Source organism: Rhizobium sp. 25PS6 (assembly GCF_032464655.1).
GTDB classification, from domain to species: Bacteria; Pseudomonadota; Alphaproteobacteria; order Rhizobiales; family Rhizobiaceae; genus Rhizobium; species Rhizobium laguerreae.
The window spans coordinates 134,606-150,983 of sequence record NZ_JAWDIV010000011.1; the positions used below are offsets into that span (position 1 = coordinate 134,606).

The 16,378-nt window shown below is 61.1% G+C and carries 16 protein-coding genes; 6 read left to right on the forward strand and 10 right to left on the reverse strand.

Features of this window, described 5'->3' with window-relative positions:
* Positions 1–55: 55 nt before the first annotated feature.
* The 8 genes from RWK44_RS17530 to RWK44_RS17565 form a co-directional block, all read right to left on the reverse strand.
* Positions 56–1,945, reverse strand: coding sequence for an alpha/beta hydrolase family protein (locus RWK44_RS17530; RefSeq protein ID WP_316029176.1), 1,890 nt, complete (start codon positions 1,943–1,945; stop codon positions 56–58).
* A 149-nt stretch (positions 1,946–2,094) separates the two neighbouring features.
* The gene (gene ppk2 / locus RWK44_RS17535; RefSeq protein WP_077980886.1) at positions 2,095–3,009 is read right to left on the reverse strand and encodes a polyphosphate kinase 2; all 915 of its coding nucleotides are present in this window, start codon (positions 3,007–3,009) and stop codon (positions 2,095–2,097) included.
* Between the two features lie 110 nt (positions 3,010–3,119).
* A complete protein-coding gene (locus tag RWK44_RS17540; RefSeq protein ID WP_316029177.1) occupies positions 3,120–4,772 on the reverse strand; it encodes a GMC family oxidoreductase in 1,653 nt (550 codons plus the stop codon).
* A gap of 83 nt (positions 4,773–4,855) precedes the next feature.
* On the reverse strand, positions 4,856–5,938 hold the full coding sequence (locus RWK44_RS17545; RefSeq protein WP_316029178.1) for an ABC transporter ATP-binding protein: 1,083 nt from the start codon (positions 5,936–5,938) through the stop codon (positions 4,856–4,858).
* A 7-nt stretch (positions 5,939–5,945) separates the two neighbouring features.
* The gene (locus tag RWK44_RS17550; protein WP_316029179.1) at positions 5,946–6,830 is read right to left on the reverse strand and encodes a carbohydrate ABC transporter permease; all 885 of its coding nucleotides are present in this window, start codon (positions 6,828–6,830) and stop codon (positions 5,946–5,948) included.
* Positions 6,830–7,717, reverse strand: coding sequence for a carbohydrate ABC transporter permease (locus RWK44_RS17555; protein WP_163883331.1), 888 nt, complete (start codon positions 7,715–7,717; stop codon positions 6,830–6,832). The genes RWK44_RS17550 and RWK44_RS17555 overlap by 1 nt, the downstream gene beginning before the upstream one ends.
* 101 nt (positions 7,718–7,818) lie before the next feature.
* Complete coding sequence (locus tag RWK44_RS17560) at positions 7,819–9,051, reverse strand: ABC transporter substrate-binding protein (RefSeq protein ID WP_316029180.1); 1,233 nt, start codon at positions 9,049–9,051, stop codon at positions 7,819–7,821.
* A 58-nt stretch (positions 9,052–9,109) separates the two neighbouring features.
* Positions 9,110–10,063: a sugar phosphate isomerase/epimerase family protein gene (locus RWK44_RS17565; protein WP_168282368.1), complete on the reverse strand. Its 954-nt coding sequence runs from the start codon at positions 10,061–10,063 to the stop codon at positions 9,110–9,112.
* A 222-nt stretch (positions 10,064–10,285) separates the two neighbouring features.
* Here RWK44_RS17565 and RWK44_RS17570 point away from each other — a divergent pair, with 222 nt between their 5' ends.
* Entirely contained in the window at positions 10,286–11,356 is a 1,071-nt protein-coding gene (locus tag RWK44_RS17570; RefSeq protein WP_168282366.1) for a LacI family DNA-binding transcriptional regulator, read from the forward strand.
* Between the two features lie 86 nt (positions 11,357–11,442).
* Here the strand turns inward: RWK44_RS17570 and RWK44_RS17575 are convergent, their stop codons facing one another.
* Together RWK44_RS17575 and RWK44_RS17580 are read right to left on the reverse strand one after the other, a co-directional pair.
* Positions 11,443–11,874 carry a type II toxin-antitoxin system VapC family toxin gene (locus tag RWK44_RS17575; protein ID WP_025398252.1) on the reverse strand — a complete coding sequence of 144 codons (432 nt, stop codon included), beginning with the start codon at positions 11,872–11,874 and terminating at the stop codon, positions 11,443–11,445.
* Positions 11,871–12,125, reverse strand: a complete 255-nt coding sequence (locus tag RWK44_RS17580; RefSeq protein WP_025398253.1) for a type II toxin-antitoxin system Phd/YefM family antitoxin — start codon at positions 12,123–12,125, stop codon at positions 11,871–11,873. The genes RWK44_RS17575 and RWK44_RS17580 overlap by 4 nt, the downstream gene beginning before the upstream one ends.
* Positions 12,126–12,393: 268 nt before the next feature.
* Between RWK44_RS17580 and RWK44_RS17585 the strand changes: the two genes are divergently transcribed.
* The 5 genes from RWK44_RS17585 to RWK44_RS17605 are packed head-to-tail and all read left to right on the forward strand — an operon-like array spanning position 12,394 to position 16,334.
* Positions 12,394–12,828, forward strand: a complete 435-nt coding sequence (locus tag RWK44_RS17585) for an acetyl-CoA carboxylase biotin carboxyl carrier protein (protein WP_168282365.1) — start codon at positions 12,394–12,396, stop codon at positions 12,826–12,828.
* Positions 12,828–14,219, forward strand: coding sequence for an acetyl-CoA carboxylase biotin carboxylase subunit (locus RWK44_RS17590; protein WP_316029181.1), 1,392 nt, complete (start codon positions 12,828–12,830; stop codon positions 14,217–14,219). The genes RWK44_RS17585 and RWK44_RS17590 overlap by 1 nt, the downstream gene beginning before the upstream one ends.
* Positions 14,216–14,638 carry an acetyl-CoA carboxylase gene (locus RWK44_RS17595; RefSeq protein ID WP_222062140.1) on the forward strand — a complete coding sequence of 141 codons (423 nt, stop codon included), beginning with the start codon at positions 14,216–14,218 and terminating at the stop codon, positions 14,636–14,638. The genes RWK44_RS17590 and RWK44_RS17595 overlap by 4 nt, the downstream gene beginning before the upstream one ends.
* A complete protein-coding gene (pxpB, locus tag RWK44_RS17600) occupies positions 14,635–15,342 on the forward strand; it encodes a 5-oxoprolinase subunit PxpB (RefSeq protein WP_222062142.1) in 708 nt (235 codons plus the stop codon). The genes RWK44_RS17595 and pxpB overlap by 4 nt, the downstream gene beginning before the upstream one ends.
* Positions 15,339–16,334 (forward strand): biotin-dependent carboxyltransferase family protein, encoded by a 996-nt coding sequence (locus tag RWK44_RS17605; protein WP_222062144.1) that lies wholly within the window; start codon positions 15,339–15,341, stop codon positions 16,332–16,334. Before pxpB ends, RWK44_RS17605 begins: the two co-directional genes overlap by 4 nt.
* Positions 16,335–16,378 lie beyond the last annotated feature (44 nt).

Here is a 16,378-nt window from a genome sequence, read left to right on the forward strand (position 1 = left end):
GCGAGGGGGAAGGTTAGGGCAATCAGGGAGCGTATCAAGGCTTTATTCTCGCGGTTTATACTCGGCGAGCGCGAATATTTCGCCGACCATTGGCAAAACGGCCCTGAATCCAGTGCTTTGACAACAAGGCCAGCGGATCGATTTTTTTTGCCTTGCCGCCGAGCTTGCGGCTGAGAAATAGCTCCACTTCGCGGGCGCGCACCAGTTTTGTTTGCCAGTCAACATAGCCATGGCCCTCCCGATCGAAGTATAGTGCCGTGACATCGAGACCCGCCTTGCGCAACGCCTTCTCGAAGGCTTTTGTCTGCTCGAAACCGACAACCGGATCTTCCATTCCAGCCGTGAGCAGGAACGATCCACGCAATTTCTCCACATTGTGGAGCGGCGAGAATTCCCGCATCTGCGTGAGATCGCCGGGATCATCCGGATTGCCGAAGTAGCGCATGACCTGGCCCAGGAACAAACCCCAACCGGCGGGATTGTTCTGCATCTGATAAGGCAGGTCTAAAATCGCACAGTCGATGATTGCCGCGGAAAATAGGCCGTCATCGCCGGCCATCGCCAACGCGGCCATGAAACCTCCGTAGCTTTCGCCGGCGACCGCAAGCTTGCCTTCAGCCGCGATGCCCTGGGCGAGCAGCCATCGCCCGGCATCGGCGATATCGTCCTGCATCTTTCGCCCGAACTGCCGATAGCCCAGAGTTTGGTATCTCTTCCCGAAGCCGGTCGAGCCGCGATAGTTGACCGACAAGATTCCGTATCCGCGGCTTGCGAGAAAGCTCTTCCCGATGCTGTAACCCCAGCTGTCGTGGCGGGCGGGGCCGCCGTGAGCCATGACGATGGTCGGCACAGGAGCGGGTGCGACGCTCGGAAGCGTCAACAATGCCGGGATCTGCTCGCCGTCTCTCGCAGTGAAATAAACAGGTTTCGTGGTTGCCAAAAAGAATCTGAGCTTTTCTGCCGGCGCGGAAAGGAGCGTCTTGCTCTTGTCCGCCAAGTTTAGAAGATAGTGCTGGTAGGGTCGTTCATCGTAGGAGATCGCGACTGTGAGCAGCGAACCATTCTTCGAAGAGCCCGAGATTTCAATATCGGCATGGCCGCCGCGATCCAGAACGAGCCCGGTGAAGATCGTACCCCTTTCCGAAAGGGCGATATATCGCGGATAGCCGTCGCGAATGACGGCGACGTCAGCCGGTTCGGCGGGCGTGAAGCGCAGCGCGTCTGAAACATCGACATCGCCGTCCTCGACCAGCACGGTCTCACTGCCGGTAACCGGGTCCAGCGAAACCAACGCGATCTTGTCCCGCTGGCGGCTGGAAAGCGCCTCGAAGGCATTGCCTGACCTGTCCGTACGCCAGATGACCAGCGTGTCATCCGGCTCGACTGCCGCCATCTCTTGCCACGGCTTGTCGGCATCGCTGCGGTGAAGGTATCGCCTCATTCCGGAGGCGGTCAGCTCGACGCGAATGCATGGCACCTGCGCCTCATTCAACAACCAGCTTTCGGTCGAGCCGTTGTTTTGTTCCACGAGCCGCTTGTCGCGTCCATCCGCATCGGTTGCATAGAGATCGGCGACAGCGGGGCTGCGATCGTAGGAAACCAGGAATTGGCTGTCTCCGGCGTGTCGAGGTTCAACGATGACCTGCCACGTCTGGAAATCTCGTGGAGTGACGTCGGTCCGAGTCCCGGGTCGCTTGGGATCCACCTCCCACAGACGGTCTTTCTCGGTGAGAACCAAAAGGTTAGCGTATCGCCGCCAGCCAAAATGGAAGAGGTCGCCTTTGAACGTGGCGATGATGTTGAGTTTTCCGCTGGAAAATTCCCCGACGAAGACGGCGCGAGCGCCGCGTTTGGAACCCCACCATGCGATGAGAGCGCCGTCGAAACTTGGTTCGTATCCCCATGTGGCACGCGTATCGGCGTAAAATCGGCTACTGGAAAGCAAGCAATTCCCTCACTCGTCCACTCTGAGGCACGTCGACGGAACCTCACTCTTGAAGCGGAACCTAGTGTCGGGCGGGGAATGGTCCAGAGGCAGCACGCCGCGAGGGCCGCCCCCTGAAGACAATTCTGGGGGCGGCGTAAGCTATAATTTCAATAGCGCTCCGGCACATACATTTCAGGCGGAACCGGCGCCCTGTTGTAATCGGCGTTACGGATGCGGTCCGGCAATTGGATCTCCGGTTTCGGAACATCCTCGTAAGGGATCTGATCGAGAAGATGGGCAATGCAGTTCAAACGCGCCCGTTTCTTGTCCACGGCCTGCACCACCCACCAGGGTGCATCCTCCGTGTGGGTACGCGCCAGCATTTCTTCCTTGGCTTTGGTGTACTCCTCCCAATGGACACGGCTTTCCATATCCATCGGTGAGAGCTTCCATTGCTTCAGCGGATCGTGGATACGCATATTGAAGCGGAACTCCTGCTCCTCGTCGGTGATCGAAAACCAGTATTTGATCAGCACGATTCCGGAGCGGACCAGCATCCGTTCGAATTCGGGCACCGAGCGGAAGAACTCCTCGAGTTCATCGGGGGTGCAGAACCCCATCACGCGCTCGACACCGGCGCGATTATACCAGCTTCGGTCGAAGAGCACGATCTCGCCACCGGTCGGAAGATGCGGGACATAACGCTGAAAATACCATTGATGGCGTTCCCGCTCGGTAGGGGCGGGCAGCGCGACTGTTCGACAAACGCGCGGATTGAGACGCTGGGTCACGCGCTTGATCGCGCCTCCCTTGCCTGCCGAATCCCGGCCTTCGAAAAGCACCACCACCTTCAGCTTCTTATGCTGAACCCAATCCTGCAGCCGTACCAGTTCGTGCTGCAATCGGAAAAGCTCCCGGAAGTAGATCTTTCGCTCGAGCGTCTGCTCCGCCGGTTCCGACATTCCTTCGGCGACCAGATCGTCGAGCCGGTCTTCCTCCATCTGCATTTCCAGCTCTTCATCGAAGCTGTCAGCGATTTCGGCCTTTATCCGGCTGAGCTGGTCCTGATGTGTTCGCGACATGGGTTTCCCTTCCTGCTTTTGTTGACAGGAGCATGTCAGTGCGAAGTTTATATGACGACCACTGATCGAAGGCTGAAACGGTTTACCCGGGTTCCTCGTTCCAGGCGCGGCTATAACTGTCCCGTCCGGTACTGGTCGACAAGATTCCGGCAGGCGCGGATCGTCAGAGCCATGACGGTGAGCGTCGTGCCGGCGATGCCGCTGCCGGGGAAGGCGCTGGCGTCGGTGACGATGAGGTTCGGGGCATCCCAAACCTGGTTGTAGGGGTTGAGCACCGAAGCCTCAGGGGTTTCGCCCATGCGCGCCCCGCCCGTCTCATGGATTGCGGCGCCCATGCACATGGTCTTGCGGAACCATTTGCGGAACATGAAGCGGCTGAAGGCATCGGCTTCGGGAAAGGCGCCCTTGCCCATTTCCTTGAGGCCGGTGGGCGAGCCGATGAATTCGAGGTCGCCGCCAATCTCCTTGATCATGGCGATCAACGTCTCCTCCTGCCTTTTGAGCAGTGCCTGCTCCTCCTCTTGCATGACGCAGCGGATATGCGGCACGGGAATGCTCCAGGCATCCCTGCGCCTGACATCGAGCGTGATGCGGTTGTCGGCATAGGGCAGCATACGGCCGAAGCCGAAGAAGGCGAGACGTGCATCTCTGTCGCCTGAGACCGGCGCCCGGCCGACGCTTCCCTGGTAGTCAAAATCGCCGCGGGCGGCGTCGCCCTCGCCGAAGCGGGGAATGAAGATCCCGCCTGACGGATTGTAGAATGGGTCGCTCGGCGCGGATTCGTCGACCGCCCAGCCCTTCGCCTTCGAAAAGGAGCCGAAGGCGAGGCACGGCAGCTGGTCCATGAAATAGCGGCCGAGGGCGCCCGAGCTGTTGCCGAGCCCATCCGGATGTTTCGCCGACGCCGAATTCAAGAGCAGCCGCACGCTCTCTATCGGCGAGGCCGAAAGCACCACCGTCGCGGCTCGCGCTGTCGATACCTTCCCCGTATTACGATCGATGAACTCCGCGCCAGTGGCGCGGCCGGTCTTCTCATCCGTGGTGATGCGGCGAACGACGGCGTCGTAGCGGATGGTCAGCTCACTGGTCGCCTTTGCTTCTCGCAGCGGTCGCGGCATCCGGTCGGCGTCAGGCGCGATGTAGCGCCAGGAGACGACGTGCCTTTCCGGCCAGCGGCTTTCGACCGCCTGCTTGAAGATCTGTTCGGCAGGAGTCAGGCTTGCCGGCTTCGCATAGATGCCGTCCGGCAGGGTGGCCACGTTGTCCTTGTTGCCGTAGAGCCCGAGATAGGCCTCGACCTCGTCGTAGAAAGGCACCAGTTCTTGATAGGAGACTGGCCAGTCCACGCCCTTTCCGGAGCGTGAGCGGATCTTGAAATCGTCGTCGGTCCAGCGCAGCAGCACCCGGCCGAAACTGTGGAGGCGTCCGCCGCCCTGGCGGCCGCGGATCCACAGAAAGGGTTCGCGCTTCGGCGTCGTATAGGGGTTTTTGCGGTCGTTGACGAAGAAGTGGCTGAAGCGCTCGGTGAAAAAGGCCGCGCGCGCCTGGATCGGCTGGCCCTTGAGGGTCGCCCGCGCACGCTCCCAGATATTGATGCTGCTTGCCGGCGCCTTCTTGCGCGCGGGATCGAAATCCTTCGGTCCGACGGCGGGGCCGGCCTCGAGCAGCAGCACCGATAATCCCTGTGCCGTCAGTTCCTTTACCGCAAAGGAACCCGCCGCGCCGGAGCCAATCACCAGCGCATCATAGACGATCTCAGACATGTATTTCCAAATCCTGTCCTGGAGCAATCCTCAAAACGGCGCGAAGCGCGTCCGGAATTGCGGGAAAACAAAGGGATGGCGCGTCACAGCCGCGATCCGTCAGCGCCGAAGAGGGACGCCTTGGCGATATCGAGCCCGGGAGCCACGGCATCGCCGGGCTGCAGGGTGACATCGCCCATGAGCCGGAGCGAGAGGCTCTGGTCCGCCCAGTCGAACCAGACGACAGCATCCGAGCCCATCGGCTCGACGACGGAAATGCGACCCGGAATGGTGGGCAGGCCGCTCGTGGCGCCATCGAGCACAAGGTGTTCCGGGCGAAAGCCGAGTGTAGCCGGTCCTTCCGCTGCGTCCGCCCGGAAGGAATAACCGGAGAGATCGACAGTGAGCTCCTTGCTCCGGAAGACCGGAGCGCCGTTGCCGCGCTCGATCCGGCCCTCGACGAAATTCATCGCAGGAGCGCCGATGAAGCCGGCGACGAAGAGATTGATCGGGCGGCGGTAGATCTCGGCTGGCGCGGCGAGCTGCTGGATGACGCCGTCCCGCATGATGGCGATGCGGTCGGCCAGCGTCAGGGCCTCGACCTGGTCGTGGGTGACGTAGATCATGGTGTTGCCGAGGCGCTGGTGCAGTTTCTTGATCTCGACGCGCAATTCGTTGCGCAGCTTGGCATCGAGGTTCGACAGTGGTTCGTCGAACAGGAAGACATCCACTTCACGCACCAGCGCCCGGCCGATGGCGACACGCTGGCGCTGACCGCCGGAAAGCTCGGCAGGACGCCGGTCGAGCAGCTTGTCGAGCTGGAGGAGCGCGGCGGTGCGGGCGACACGGGCCTCGATCTCGGCCTTCGGCAGACCGGCGACGCGAAGTCCGAAGGAGAGGTTCTTGCGGACCGACATACGCGGATAGAGCGCGTAGGACTGGAAGACCATGCCGATGCCGCGGTCCTTCGGCTCCTCCCAGCTGACATTCTTGCCCGAGATCCATACCTCGCCTGATGTAATGTCCTGGAGACCGGCAATGGCGTTCAAAAGCGTGGACTTGCCGCAGCCGGAAGGGCCGAGCAGCACCAGGAACTCCCGCGGCGCGATATCGATCGACATCTTCTCGATCACCGTATGGTCACCATAGGCGATCTTCAGATCCTTGACGGAGACGGCAGATTGCATGGAAGCGTTACCCCTTGACTGCGCCGGCCGCGATGCCGCGCACGAACCAGCGGCCGGACAGGAAATAGATGGCAAGCGGAACGATGGCGGTGAGGATCGTCGCCGCCATGTTCACATTGTAGGTTCGCTCGCCCATCGTGGTGTTGACGATATTGTTGAGCTGCACGGTCATTGGCAGGTTGTCGCGCCCGGCAAAGACGAGACCGAGCAGGAAGTCGTTCCAGATGCCGGTGAATTGCAGCATCGAGACCACGACGACCATCGGCACGGCAATCGGCAGCATGATCTCGAAAAAGATGCGCCAGAAGCCTGCGCCGTCGACGCGCGCCGCCTTGCAGAGCTCCTCCGGCACGCTGACGAAATAATTGCGGAAGAGCAGCGTCACCAGCGGCAGGCCGAAGATGACATGCACGAGAATGATACCGGCGAGCGAATTGTAGAGATTGATATTCGCCATCGCCCGGACCATCGGATAGAGGAAGATCTGGTAGGGGATTAGGCCGCCGGCCATCAGCAGGCCGAAGAGCAGGTTTGCCCCGCGCGGCCGCCAGAGCGACAGCGCATAGCCGTTGACGGCGCCGATGAAGACGGAGAGCGCGACCGAGGGGAGGGTGATCGCCACCGAATTCCAGAAGCCGCTGCGAATGCCGACGCAGACGGTTCCCATGCAGGCGCCCGACCAGGCGGTCACCCAGGCGGAGAAATCGAGCGTGGCTGGCAGGGCAAAGATCTGCCCAAGCCGGATTTCGTCCATGGACTTCAGCGAGGTGACGACCATGGTGTAGAGCGGCAGAAGGAAGAAAAGCGCGGCGACGACAAGGAAGGCATAGAGGCCGATGCGCCCGGCGGTGATCTGTGCCGGCTTCGGACCATTTGGATGAGTGCGGGCCATCACGCAGCCCCCTTTGCTTTGTCACGCATGTGCATCGCATAGCGGAACGGGGCGACTGCGATGATCACGCCGAAGACAAGCACCGTCGCGCCAGCTGTGGCGAGGCCGAGGTTCTGGCGCCCGAACAGATTGTCCATGATGAATTTCGCCGGCACCTCCGTCGCATTGCCGGGGCCGCCATTGGTCATGGCAACGACGATGTCGTAGGTCTTGATCACGCCCATGGCGAGCAGCATGCCGGCCGCGGCCAGCGCCGGTCCGAGCTGGGGCAGGATGATCGAGACATAGATGCGCCAGACCGGAATGCCGTCGATCCGCGCCGCCTTCCATTGCTCGCCTTCGATGCCACGCATGCCGGCGAGCGCAATGACCATGACGAGCCCCGCGCCCTGCCATACGCCGGCAAGCACCAGCGCATAGATCGCCATGTCGCGATTGACCACCCAGTCGAGGACGAAGCTTTCCCAACCGAGCGAGCGCACGCTTGCCTGGATGCCGAGCGTCGGATTGAGCATCCATTGCCAGATCAGCCCGGTCACCACGAAGGACATGGCGTAGGGATAAAGGAATATGGTCCTGAAGGCGCTTTCGAAGCGGATCTTACGATCCAGCGCCGCAGCCAGCAGGAAGCCGAGCAGCAAACAGCCTGCGACGTAAAGGACGCCGAAGATCAACACGTTTTGCAGCGATGCCAGCCACTTGGCGGACGAGAAGAGCTTCGAATACTGCGCCAAGCCGACATAGGTCGAAGACGGAAAAAGTGTGGAATTGGTGAAGGACAGGCGGATCGACCAGGCCATGGTGCCGATGAAGACCACGACCGCGACGAACCATGTCGGCAAAAGGGCGATGGTCGCGGAAAGATTGGGCTTGCGTTTGATGGACATCGGCCAGCTCGTTGACGGGTGGAAAGCAGGACTCGCACCACCGCGCGAGGCGGCGGCCGGCAGCTGTGGCGTCGACATCAGGCGACGCCACAGGCGCTATCCTACTCGAAGATGGCGAAGAAATTCTCGGCCGCGGAGGCCGTATCGTTCGAGCCGCCGCTCCAGTATTCGTCGACGAAGTCGTCGAGTGCGCCGACCTGCTGGGGCGTCAGCACGATCGCCTGGTCCGGCACGATCGCACCCGCGGCCATCAGTTCGACACCCTTCTGGGCACAGACGTCCAGTTTCGATTTGTCGACGTCGGAGCGCATCGGAACCGAACCCTTCTTGAGGGCGAATTCGACCTGGATAGCCGGGTCCATGACGACTTCGGCGAGAAGTTTCTGCGCCTTGTCGGTCTCAGCCTTGCCGGTCTTGGGGAACCAGAGGGCATCGGCGATATAGACCATGCCCTTCGACTCCGGCACGATCATGCAGCCATAATCCTTGCCCGGCTCCTTGCCGGCAACGGTGAATTCGCCCTTGGCCCAGTCGCCCATGAACTGCACGCCGGCCTTGGCGGTAATCAGCATGGCGGTCGCGTCGTTCCAGTTGCGGCCGGCAGCACCAGCATCGACATAACCGCGCAGCTTGCCGAGGATCTCAAGGGTCTTCTTCACGCCTTCGACGGATGCCGGGCTCTTGTCCTTATCGACATAGATCTTCAGGAAGCCGTCGATCCCCACCTGCGAGAGCAGGATCATGTTGAAGACCTTGGTCTGCTGCCAGGGCTGGCCACCCCAGGCGACCGGAACGATGCCGGCAGCCTTCAGCTTGTCGAAATCGGCAAAGAGCTCGTCCCAGGTCTTGGGCTCTTGCGAAATGCCGGCCTTCTCGAAGGCTTCCTTCGAATAGAAGATCCAGCTTTCACCATGGGCGCCGGTAGGCGCAAGATAGACCTTGCCGTCATAGGTGATGAGATCATGGATCGATTTCGGCAAGGCGTCGGCCCATTTGCCGGTGGCGGCCACGTCGTCGATCGGATTGAACAGTCCCTGGTTGATGAAATCTGCGGCAGCGAGACCGATGACGCCCTGCTTGGCGCCGGGCGCGTCACCGGCAACGATCCGGTTTTGGAAGGCGGCATCGGCCGCGCCGAAGCCGGCGATCGAGGAATCCTTCCAGACGCCGCCACGCTTTTCGAACTCGGTCTTGATAACGTTAAGCGCTGCTGCTTCGCCGCCCGACGTCCAGGACGACATGATCTCGATCGTCGGCTTGTCCTCGGCATGGGCCGAGCCGGATAGGCCGACGATTGCTGCGCCGGCTAGAAAAAGCTTCATCATGTTCTTCATTGTTCCACCTCTTGAAAATGCCCTCTTTGCGGGGCGTTTGTTGTCTTAGGGATGATTGTCAGCGATAGATCGGCAGGAGCGCCTGCCGGACGAGCGTGAGCCCGTTGGCGATGTCGCGGACGGGATCGGGCGCGGCATCGAGTTCGAGGATCGCCCAGCCTTCAAAGGCCCGGTCGCGCAGCAGCCGTATCCAGGCCGGCCAATCGACCCGTCCGAGGCCGAAGCTGCAGAAATAGGGCTGGTGGCGTTCATGGATATGTTTGTCGATCGGTGTGTCGGCGGGCATAGGACCGATCGCATCCTTCCAATGGGCGATGATCATGCGCTCGTGATGACGATCGACGAGCTGGACGGGATCGGAGCCGGCAACGATGATATGGGCTGTGTCCGGGCACATGTGCACATAGGCCGGATCGGTGAGCAGCATCATCAGATCGACGTCGCGCGCGGCGGCAAAGATCGAGTGCGCCTCGGTGTGCAGAGCAAGCCGCACGCCCCTGGCATAGAGGGTCGCGCCGAGCCGGTTCAGGAAATCGGCGATCACCTTGGCGCGGTCGAAATCGTAGAACTGCACCGGCTGGGCGCCGAGCGTCTGGCGCAAGGGAGCGCCGATCACCATGATGTCGCTGCCGCAGGCTTTCAGGAAGTCGGCATATCGTTCCGCCTTGTCGATCAGCGCGCGCTGGGCCTCGGGCTCAGCAAAGTCGCCGGCCGCCTCCAGTTCCGCGAAGAAGCCGCTGCACAGCGTCAGGCCACGTCTTGCCAACTCGGCCGCGAAGGCGTCGACGGAACCATAGGTCTTGATCGCGTCCTGCCAGTTGAAAGGAGAGAAGGTCAGCTCGACGCCGGTAACGCCGGAAGCCTGGACGCCGTCGAGAATCTTGTCCCAGAAGGCGCGTGGCTCGGCGCGGGCATAACCGACGATCGCATCGTGGCTGTCGACGCCCCAGAAGCCGGGATGAAAGAATGTCACGAGATCGACGCCGAAGCGCAGCCTGTCGCCAGTTGCCATAACCTGTCCGTTTCTCGAGGCATGACCTACCCGCGTGCGGAACAGCCATTCCGCGTCCAATAAGCCATGGATTTTCAACGCATTAATAAATGGCAATCGTTTGCCATGGCTAGATAATAGCCAAGCCGGTTTTTTAAGCAAGCAGTTTTTGGCAAACGTTTGCAATAAATCGCCCCCTGCCTTAGAGTTGCAAATCGAAGCACCTGGGAGACCGAAATAAACGTGAATAAAAACAAAGATGTGGCCGGAGAGGAGCCATCGGGTGCATTGATGGCCGATGTCGCGCGGCTCGCCGGCGTTGCAATATCGACGGTCAGCCGGGCACTCGCCAATCCCGGACGGGTCAACGAGAAGACACGCGCCAAGATCAATGCCGCGGCCAGGCAACTGGGCTACACGCCGAACGCCATGGCGCGCGGCCTCAGGGTCGGCAAGTCCAACATCATCATGATCATCCTGCCGGGATCGCTCTATTACGGCGCTTCCCAGATCATCCCGCAGGTGCTGCAGAGCATCAACAAATCGCTGATCCAGGGCGGTTACAACCTGATGATCGCCAACCTCGATCGCGACGAAATTTCAGAACGGCATATTCTCGACCTCGCCTTCGGCGGCAGCGTGCGCGGAGCCATCATCCTGTCGTCGAAGCTTCCGGAGGTCGACGGGCGCTCGCTGGCCAATTCCGGCCTGCCGATCGTGTCGATGCTGCTCGACATGAGTGATGCCGGCCTGCAGAGCGTGATTACCAACGACCGCGAGGCCGTGCGCGACGTCACGGCCGAATTGATCCGATTGGGTCATCGACGGTTCTTCTATCTTGCGGGGCCTGAAGGCAATTACCACGATGTCGAGCGTTATGGCGGCGTGCTCGAGGCGCTCGAGGCGGCAGGACTGTCAGAGGGTTCGGTGCGCCGCTCGGGCGGTCATCTCGATTATCAGCACGGCTTCGACATCGGCGTCCAGGCGGCAGACGATTTCGTGAAACTGACCGAAAAGCCAACGGCCGTCATCGCGACCAGCGACGACATGGCCATTTCATTTGTCAGCCGTATCCAGCGCACGGGCCTGAGCATCCCCGGTGATCTATCCGTCGTCTCCTTCGACGGTTCCCCCGTCTGCGAATTCTGCTCTCCACCGCTCTCGACGATCAAGCAGCCGGTGGAAGAGATGGGGCGCGCGGCGGTGGATCTGTTGCTCGGCGCCATTGACCAGAGAGAGACTACGGCGGCGGTTCGCACCGTCATCCACAGCGAGCTTATTCTGCGGGAGAGCATCGGCCCCACGAAGAACTGACGATGAGGGAACAACCGGCTGCGCATCCCATGCAGAAACGCTAACGTTGTCAATTTTGACGCGCAACTTGCATCCGTCTAAGGCGGCTACATTGCTTGACCCTTCCAAGGATCGACAATGACGACACCGGTGCCGTCGAAATCTCTCACGTTTCGGGTGACCACTGTAAGATTGTGCACCAGTGCAGTGGCAGCAATCAACGCATCCGCCTCGTTGCGCCGGTCGGGAATATGCAGATGCGCGCAACGCGTTGCGATAGCATCATCGATCGGCAGTATCCGGCCGGCGAACTGCGGACGCACGTGATCATCAAGCCATGTACGCAGGCGTGAACCTTGCCGGGCATCGCGTCGTTGGACCGCAAGCACGCCCCGTTCCAATTCAAGAATGGTAATTGCAGAGAGATAGAAGTCAGAAGCGTTTGCCATCTGAATCCATGCCACGACTTCCGGATCAGCCTTCCCGTCACCGACCTTGCGCAGTTCGGAAATGACATTCGTATCCAGCAGATAGCTCAAGACAGGTCAACTTCGCGGGTTTTGATCTCGACCCGCGGTGGCATGAAATCGATTTCCGACAGGCCCGGCATGGAAAGCCCATCGACCAGGCTTTGGCGCCTGCCGGAAAGACGCTGAAATTCCTCATATGTCAGAAGGACGTGGGAAGGTTTGCCGCGGTCAGTGATGATGACTGGTCCTTTTCTGGCAGCTTTCTTCGCATTGCTGACGTCGTGATTGAGTTCACGGCTGGAAAGTGTCGTAATGGTCATGGCTGCCTCATGTAGGTATTTACCTACATATAGCACTGTTAGCCGTCAGAACAAGCATTGTTCCTTCATTGAATCTATTGCGGGGTTCTGCCGCTTCCGGCTGCCGGTCGCTGACGTTCGGCGATATGTCCTATAAGGCGCCAATTGCACTCCATCAAAACTTCGTCTGACCCCATCAGTCGACGCGTCGTGCTACGAAAAATCACAACACCGAGCGACTTGAAACTTCGGGTCAGCGCGGTGGAAGTTTGAAATTCCGAGCACGCATATGGACCTCTCGAAGATCAAGACGCTGATCGACTTTGTCGGACGATCGAACATTACCGAGCTGACCGTGACGGAAAAAGACGTGACGGTTCGGATTTTCCGCACGTCGCCGGGTCGGGAGGCTGCTGCCGAGCAAGAGGCGGGATCGACGACAAACCCTGCCCAGGATGCCGGCGCCGATATGCCTTCGAGGCCCGAGAAAACCTATGCGGTGAAGGCGCCGGTCTTCGGCGTTCTGCATCGGACCCCGGCGCCCGGGGAGCCGCCATTCGTCGCGATCGGTGACGAGGTGGAAGAGGGGCAGACCCTTTTCATCATCGAGGCAATGAAGGTCTTCAACACGATCGCCGCGCCGCGGGCAGGGCGCATTACACACCTCACCGAAATCGACGACGGCGAGGTCGAGACTGGCGATCTGCTGGCGGAGATTGGCTGATGCCGGAAACGCTTGAACATTCCGCTGCCGCCGGGCACCGCTTCGATACCGTTCTGATCGCCAACCGCGGCGAGATCGCAGCCCGGATCCAGCGTGCCTGCGGCGAGCTCGGCCTGAAGACGGTCGCCATCTGCTCCGAAGCGGACAGGGAAGCGCCCTATGGCAGCACCGCCGACAGCTTTCTCTGTATCGGCCCGTCGAGTGCTGCCAAGAGCTATCTCAATCAGGATGCTATCATTCTGACGGCGCGTCTCGCCGGGGCCGGCGCCATCCATCCGGGTTATGGTTTTCTGTCGGAGAACGCCGCCTTCGCCGATGCCGTCGAAAAGGCCGGCCTGGTCTTCATTGGTCCGACCGCGTCGTCGATTGCCATTATGGGCGACAAGATCTCGGCAAAACGCGCGATGATGGCCGCCGGCGTCCCCTGCGTTCCCGGTCCGGACACCGCGCTGCCCGATGACCCCGCCACGATCGAGCGCATAGCGCTGGAAATCGGATACCCTGTCATCATCAAGGCAGCCGGCGGCGGCGGCGGACGCGGCATGCGCGTCGTGCCCAAGGCCGATTTATTGCATGAAGCAATCGCGCTGACGCGGGAAGAGGCCCGCAAGGCCTTCGGCTCACCTTCGCTCTACATGGAGAAATTCTTAGAGCACCCGCGCCACATCGAGATACAGGTCATTTGCGACGATCACGGCAATGCCCTGTGGCTCGGACATCGGGATTGCTCGATGCAGCGCCGCCATCAGAAAGTGGTGGAGGAGGCACCGGCGGCGGGAATTGCGCCCGACATCATCCAGCCGGTCGGCCTGGCTTGCGTAAAGGCCTGCCTCCAGATCGGCTACCGGGGCGTCGGAACCTTCGAATTCCTCTATGAGGATGGCGCTTTCTATTTCATCGAGATGAATACGCGACTTCAGGTCGAGCATCCCGTCACCGAGATGACGAGTGGTGTCGATATCGTCCAGGCGCAGATAAGGGTGGCGCAGGGTCACGTCCTGGATCTCATCCAAGGCGATGTGACCTGCGAAGGCCATTCCTTCGAATGCCGCATCAACGCCGAGGATCCGGAAAGTTTCCTGCCGTCAGCGGGTGTCGTCACCCATCTGGCGTTGCCTGCGGGACCAGGCATCCGCGTCGATACGCATATTCATGCCGGCTACAAGATCTCGCCCTATTACGATTCTCTGATCGCCAAGCTGATCGTCCATGCGCCGACGCGGGCCGAAGCGATGGCAAGAATGCGCGAAGCGCTTGCCGGCACTGAGGTCGAGGGGATTTCCACCAATATCCCCTTCCTGCGCGCCCTGTTCGAGGACGGCGCATTCGCGCGCGGCGAGACGGATATCCATTATCTTGAACAATGGCTGAAGCTGCGGAGGGCGGCATGAGCGCGATCGATTTCAGCGATCCGGCGACCATCGCATTGCTCACCGAGGCGCTGACGGCCGCCGGTGTGGACGGTCTCGAAATCTCCCGGCCGGGCGGACAGCTTCGCATCATCGTCGCTGGAAAAGACGGCGCCCGGATCAGCTCGACCGGAGCGACGCCACGCGCTCTCGGCTTCGCATCGGTCGTCATGAAGGCGCCAATGGCAGGCCGCTTCTGTGTCGAGCATCCGACCTCCACCACGCCGCAAAATCTGCCGCGCTCCGTGTCCAATGTGGATATCGTCGGCTTTGTCGGGGTAGGGCACATCCTGCTCCCCCTTCGCGCCGGCCGTTCCGGTGTTTTGACCAGGCTGCTCGCCGAGCCCGACGCACTGGTCGGCTTCGGTGATCCTCTGTTCGAAATCGAGTTCCCATCATGATCGCCACGACGAACAGACATGCATCGCAACGCGAAATCGTTCCGGCCACCAAACGCCAAGCGCGGGTTTCCTCGATCGGCGCCAAATCCTTCCTGCTAGAGGCGCCAGGCGACTTCGATCTCATCGCGCAGCGGCGGATCTGGGCTCTGTCCCAGACCGTGAAAGGCTGGCCGGACCTTGCCGAAAACATCCCCGGCATGACCAACCTGCTGGTGATCTTCAAGGAGACGCCCGAGGATCCTGATGCGGTGATCGCCCGGCTGCTGGAGGCATGGGAGAATGCGCGCAGCATCGATCTCAACGGCAAGACCATCGAGATTTCCGTCCATTATGGCGGCGAATATGCGATGGATCTGCCGGCCCTTTGCGATCTCTCGGGCTTGAGCGATCGCGAGATCGTCCGCATCCATCATGAAGCGACCTACCGTGTCTTCGCCTTGGGTAGCGCGCCCGGTTTCGGCTATCTGCATGGCCTCGATCCGCGCATCTATATGCCGCGAAAGACCGTGCCCTCGTTGAAGATGCCGAAGGGCTGCGTGACCATCGGCGGCATGCAGACCGGCGTCGCCATGCTCACAGGTCCGAATGGCTGGAATTCCATCGGCTTCGCGGCACTGCAGATGTTCGACCCTACCTTACCGAGCCCCGCCATGATGGCGCCGGGAGATACGGTGCGGTTCCTGCCGGCAAGGATCGAGCTATGATCGAGATCATCGAAAGCGGCCCGTTCAACACGGCGCAGGATCTTGGCCGCCCCGGCTATCGCGATATCGGCGTATCGGCCAGCGGCGCGATGGATCCGCTTGCGGTCCGGATCGGCAACATTCTCGTCGGCAATGATGAAAATGCGGCTGTGATCGAGGTGCAGACCTTCCCGTTCAGCCTGCGTTTCGAGCAGCGCGTGGTCTTTGCCGTGACCGGCGCCGACGGCAATCCTCATCTTAACGGATCGGAATTGCTTCCCTGGTGCGCTTACATCGCGGAGCCCGGACAGGTTCTCGAACTGAAACAGCCTCCACGGCTGGCGCGCTCCTATATTTCGGTCGGAGGCGGGCTGGATATCCCCATCGTCATGGGTTCGCGAAGTACGTCGCTGCGCGGCGGTTTCGGGGGCAATGCCGGCCGGCCTCTGGCGAAGGGCGATCGGATCGCGGTCGGCGAGGATGCAGAGATCCCCATGCTGCCGGCCTCGGGTCTTGCCGTCGTCGAACCGGCCGTGGCACTGCGCGATGTCTTTCCGGCTGCTGTCGACGGCACGCTGCCGATCCGTGCCCTGCCGGCCGGCGAGCACGATCTTTTCGCAGGCGATGGCGAAGCTTTCTGGAACCAGACGTGGAGGATTTCCTCCCGAAGCGACCGGACGGGCTACCGATTGTCAGGCGAGCCGATCAAGCCGACCGCGTCCATTGAGATGCGCTCCCACGGCGTCGTGCCCGGCGTGATCCAGGTCCCCCCCGGCGGCGAGCCGATCGTGCAGATGAGCGATGCCAACACCGCCGGCGGCTATCCAAAGATCGCCGGCGTGATCGAATGCGACCTGTGGCGGCTCGGGCAAGCCCGCATCGGCACGCGTCTGAGCTTCGTTCGCTCGACGCATACGGAGGCGCGCAGGGTGGAACAGGCCGTCGCCCGCTATGTTGACGACGTCAGGCAAACATCCCGGATGGTCAAGGGCGCCCTGAAGGCGATGGCCTGATACGGGCAGCATGCATGAAAGCAAAGATACCGGCCGTCAAAAGG

What these genes read in the sequence shown, in the direction of transcription:
- ppk2 (WP_077980886.1), bottom strand. Translation starts at nt 3,009, where the DNA reads ATGTCGCGAACACATCAGGACCAGCTCAGCCGGATAAAGGCCGAAATC.
- RWK44_RS17540 (WP_316029177.1), bottom strand. Translation starts at nt 4,772, where the DNA reads ATGTCTGAGATCGTCTATGATGCGCTGGTGATTGGCTCCGGCGCGGCG.
- RWK44_RS17545 (WP_316029178.1), bottom strand. Translation starts at nt 5,938, where the DNA reads ATGCAATCTGCCGTCTCCGTCAAGGATCTGAAGATCGCCTATGGTGAC.
- RWK44_RS17550 (WP_316029179.1), bottom strand. Translation starts at nt 6,830, where the DNA reads ATGGCCCGCACTCATCCAAATGGTCCGAAGCCGGCACAGATCACCGCC.
- RWK44_RS17555 (WP_163883331.1), bottom strand. Translation starts at nt 7,717, where the DNA reads ATGTCCATCAAACGCAAGCCCAATCTTTCCGCGACCATCGCCCTTTTG.
- RWK44_RS17560 (WP_316029180.1), bottom strand. Translation starts at nt 9,051, where the DNA reads ATGAAGAACATGATGAAGCTTTTTCTAGCCGGCGCAGCAATCGTCGGC.
- RWK44_RS17565 (WP_168282368.1), bottom strand. Translation starts at nt 10,063, where the DNA reads ATGGCAACTGGCGACAGGCTGCGCTTCGGCGTCGATCTCGTGACATTC.
- RWK44_RS17580 (WP_025398253.1), bottom strand. Translation starts at nt 12,125, where the DNA reads ATGACCATTACGACACTTTCCAGCCGTGAACTCAATCACGACGTCAGC.
- RWK44_RS17585 (WP_168282365.1), top strand. Translation starts at nt 12,394, where the DNA reads ATGGACCTCTCGAAGATCAAGACGCTGATCGACTTTGTCGGACGATCG.
- RWK44_RS17590 (WP_316029181.1), top strand. Translation starts at nt 12,828, where the DNA reads ATGCCGGAAACGCTTGAACATTCCGCTGCCGCCGGGCACCGCTTCGAT.
- RWK44_RS17595 (WP_222062140.1), top strand. Translation starts at nt 14,216, where the DNA reads ATGAGCGCGATCGATTTCAGCGATCCGGCGACCATCGCATTGCTCACC.
- pxpB (WP_222062142.1), top strand. Translation starts at nt 14,635, where the DNA reads ATGATCGCCACGACGAACAGACATGCATCGCAACGCGAAATCGTTCCG.
- RWK44_RS17605 (WP_222062144.1), top strand. Translation starts at nt 15,339, where the DNA reads ATGATCGAGATCATCGAAAGCGGCCCGTTCAACACGGCGCAGGATCTT.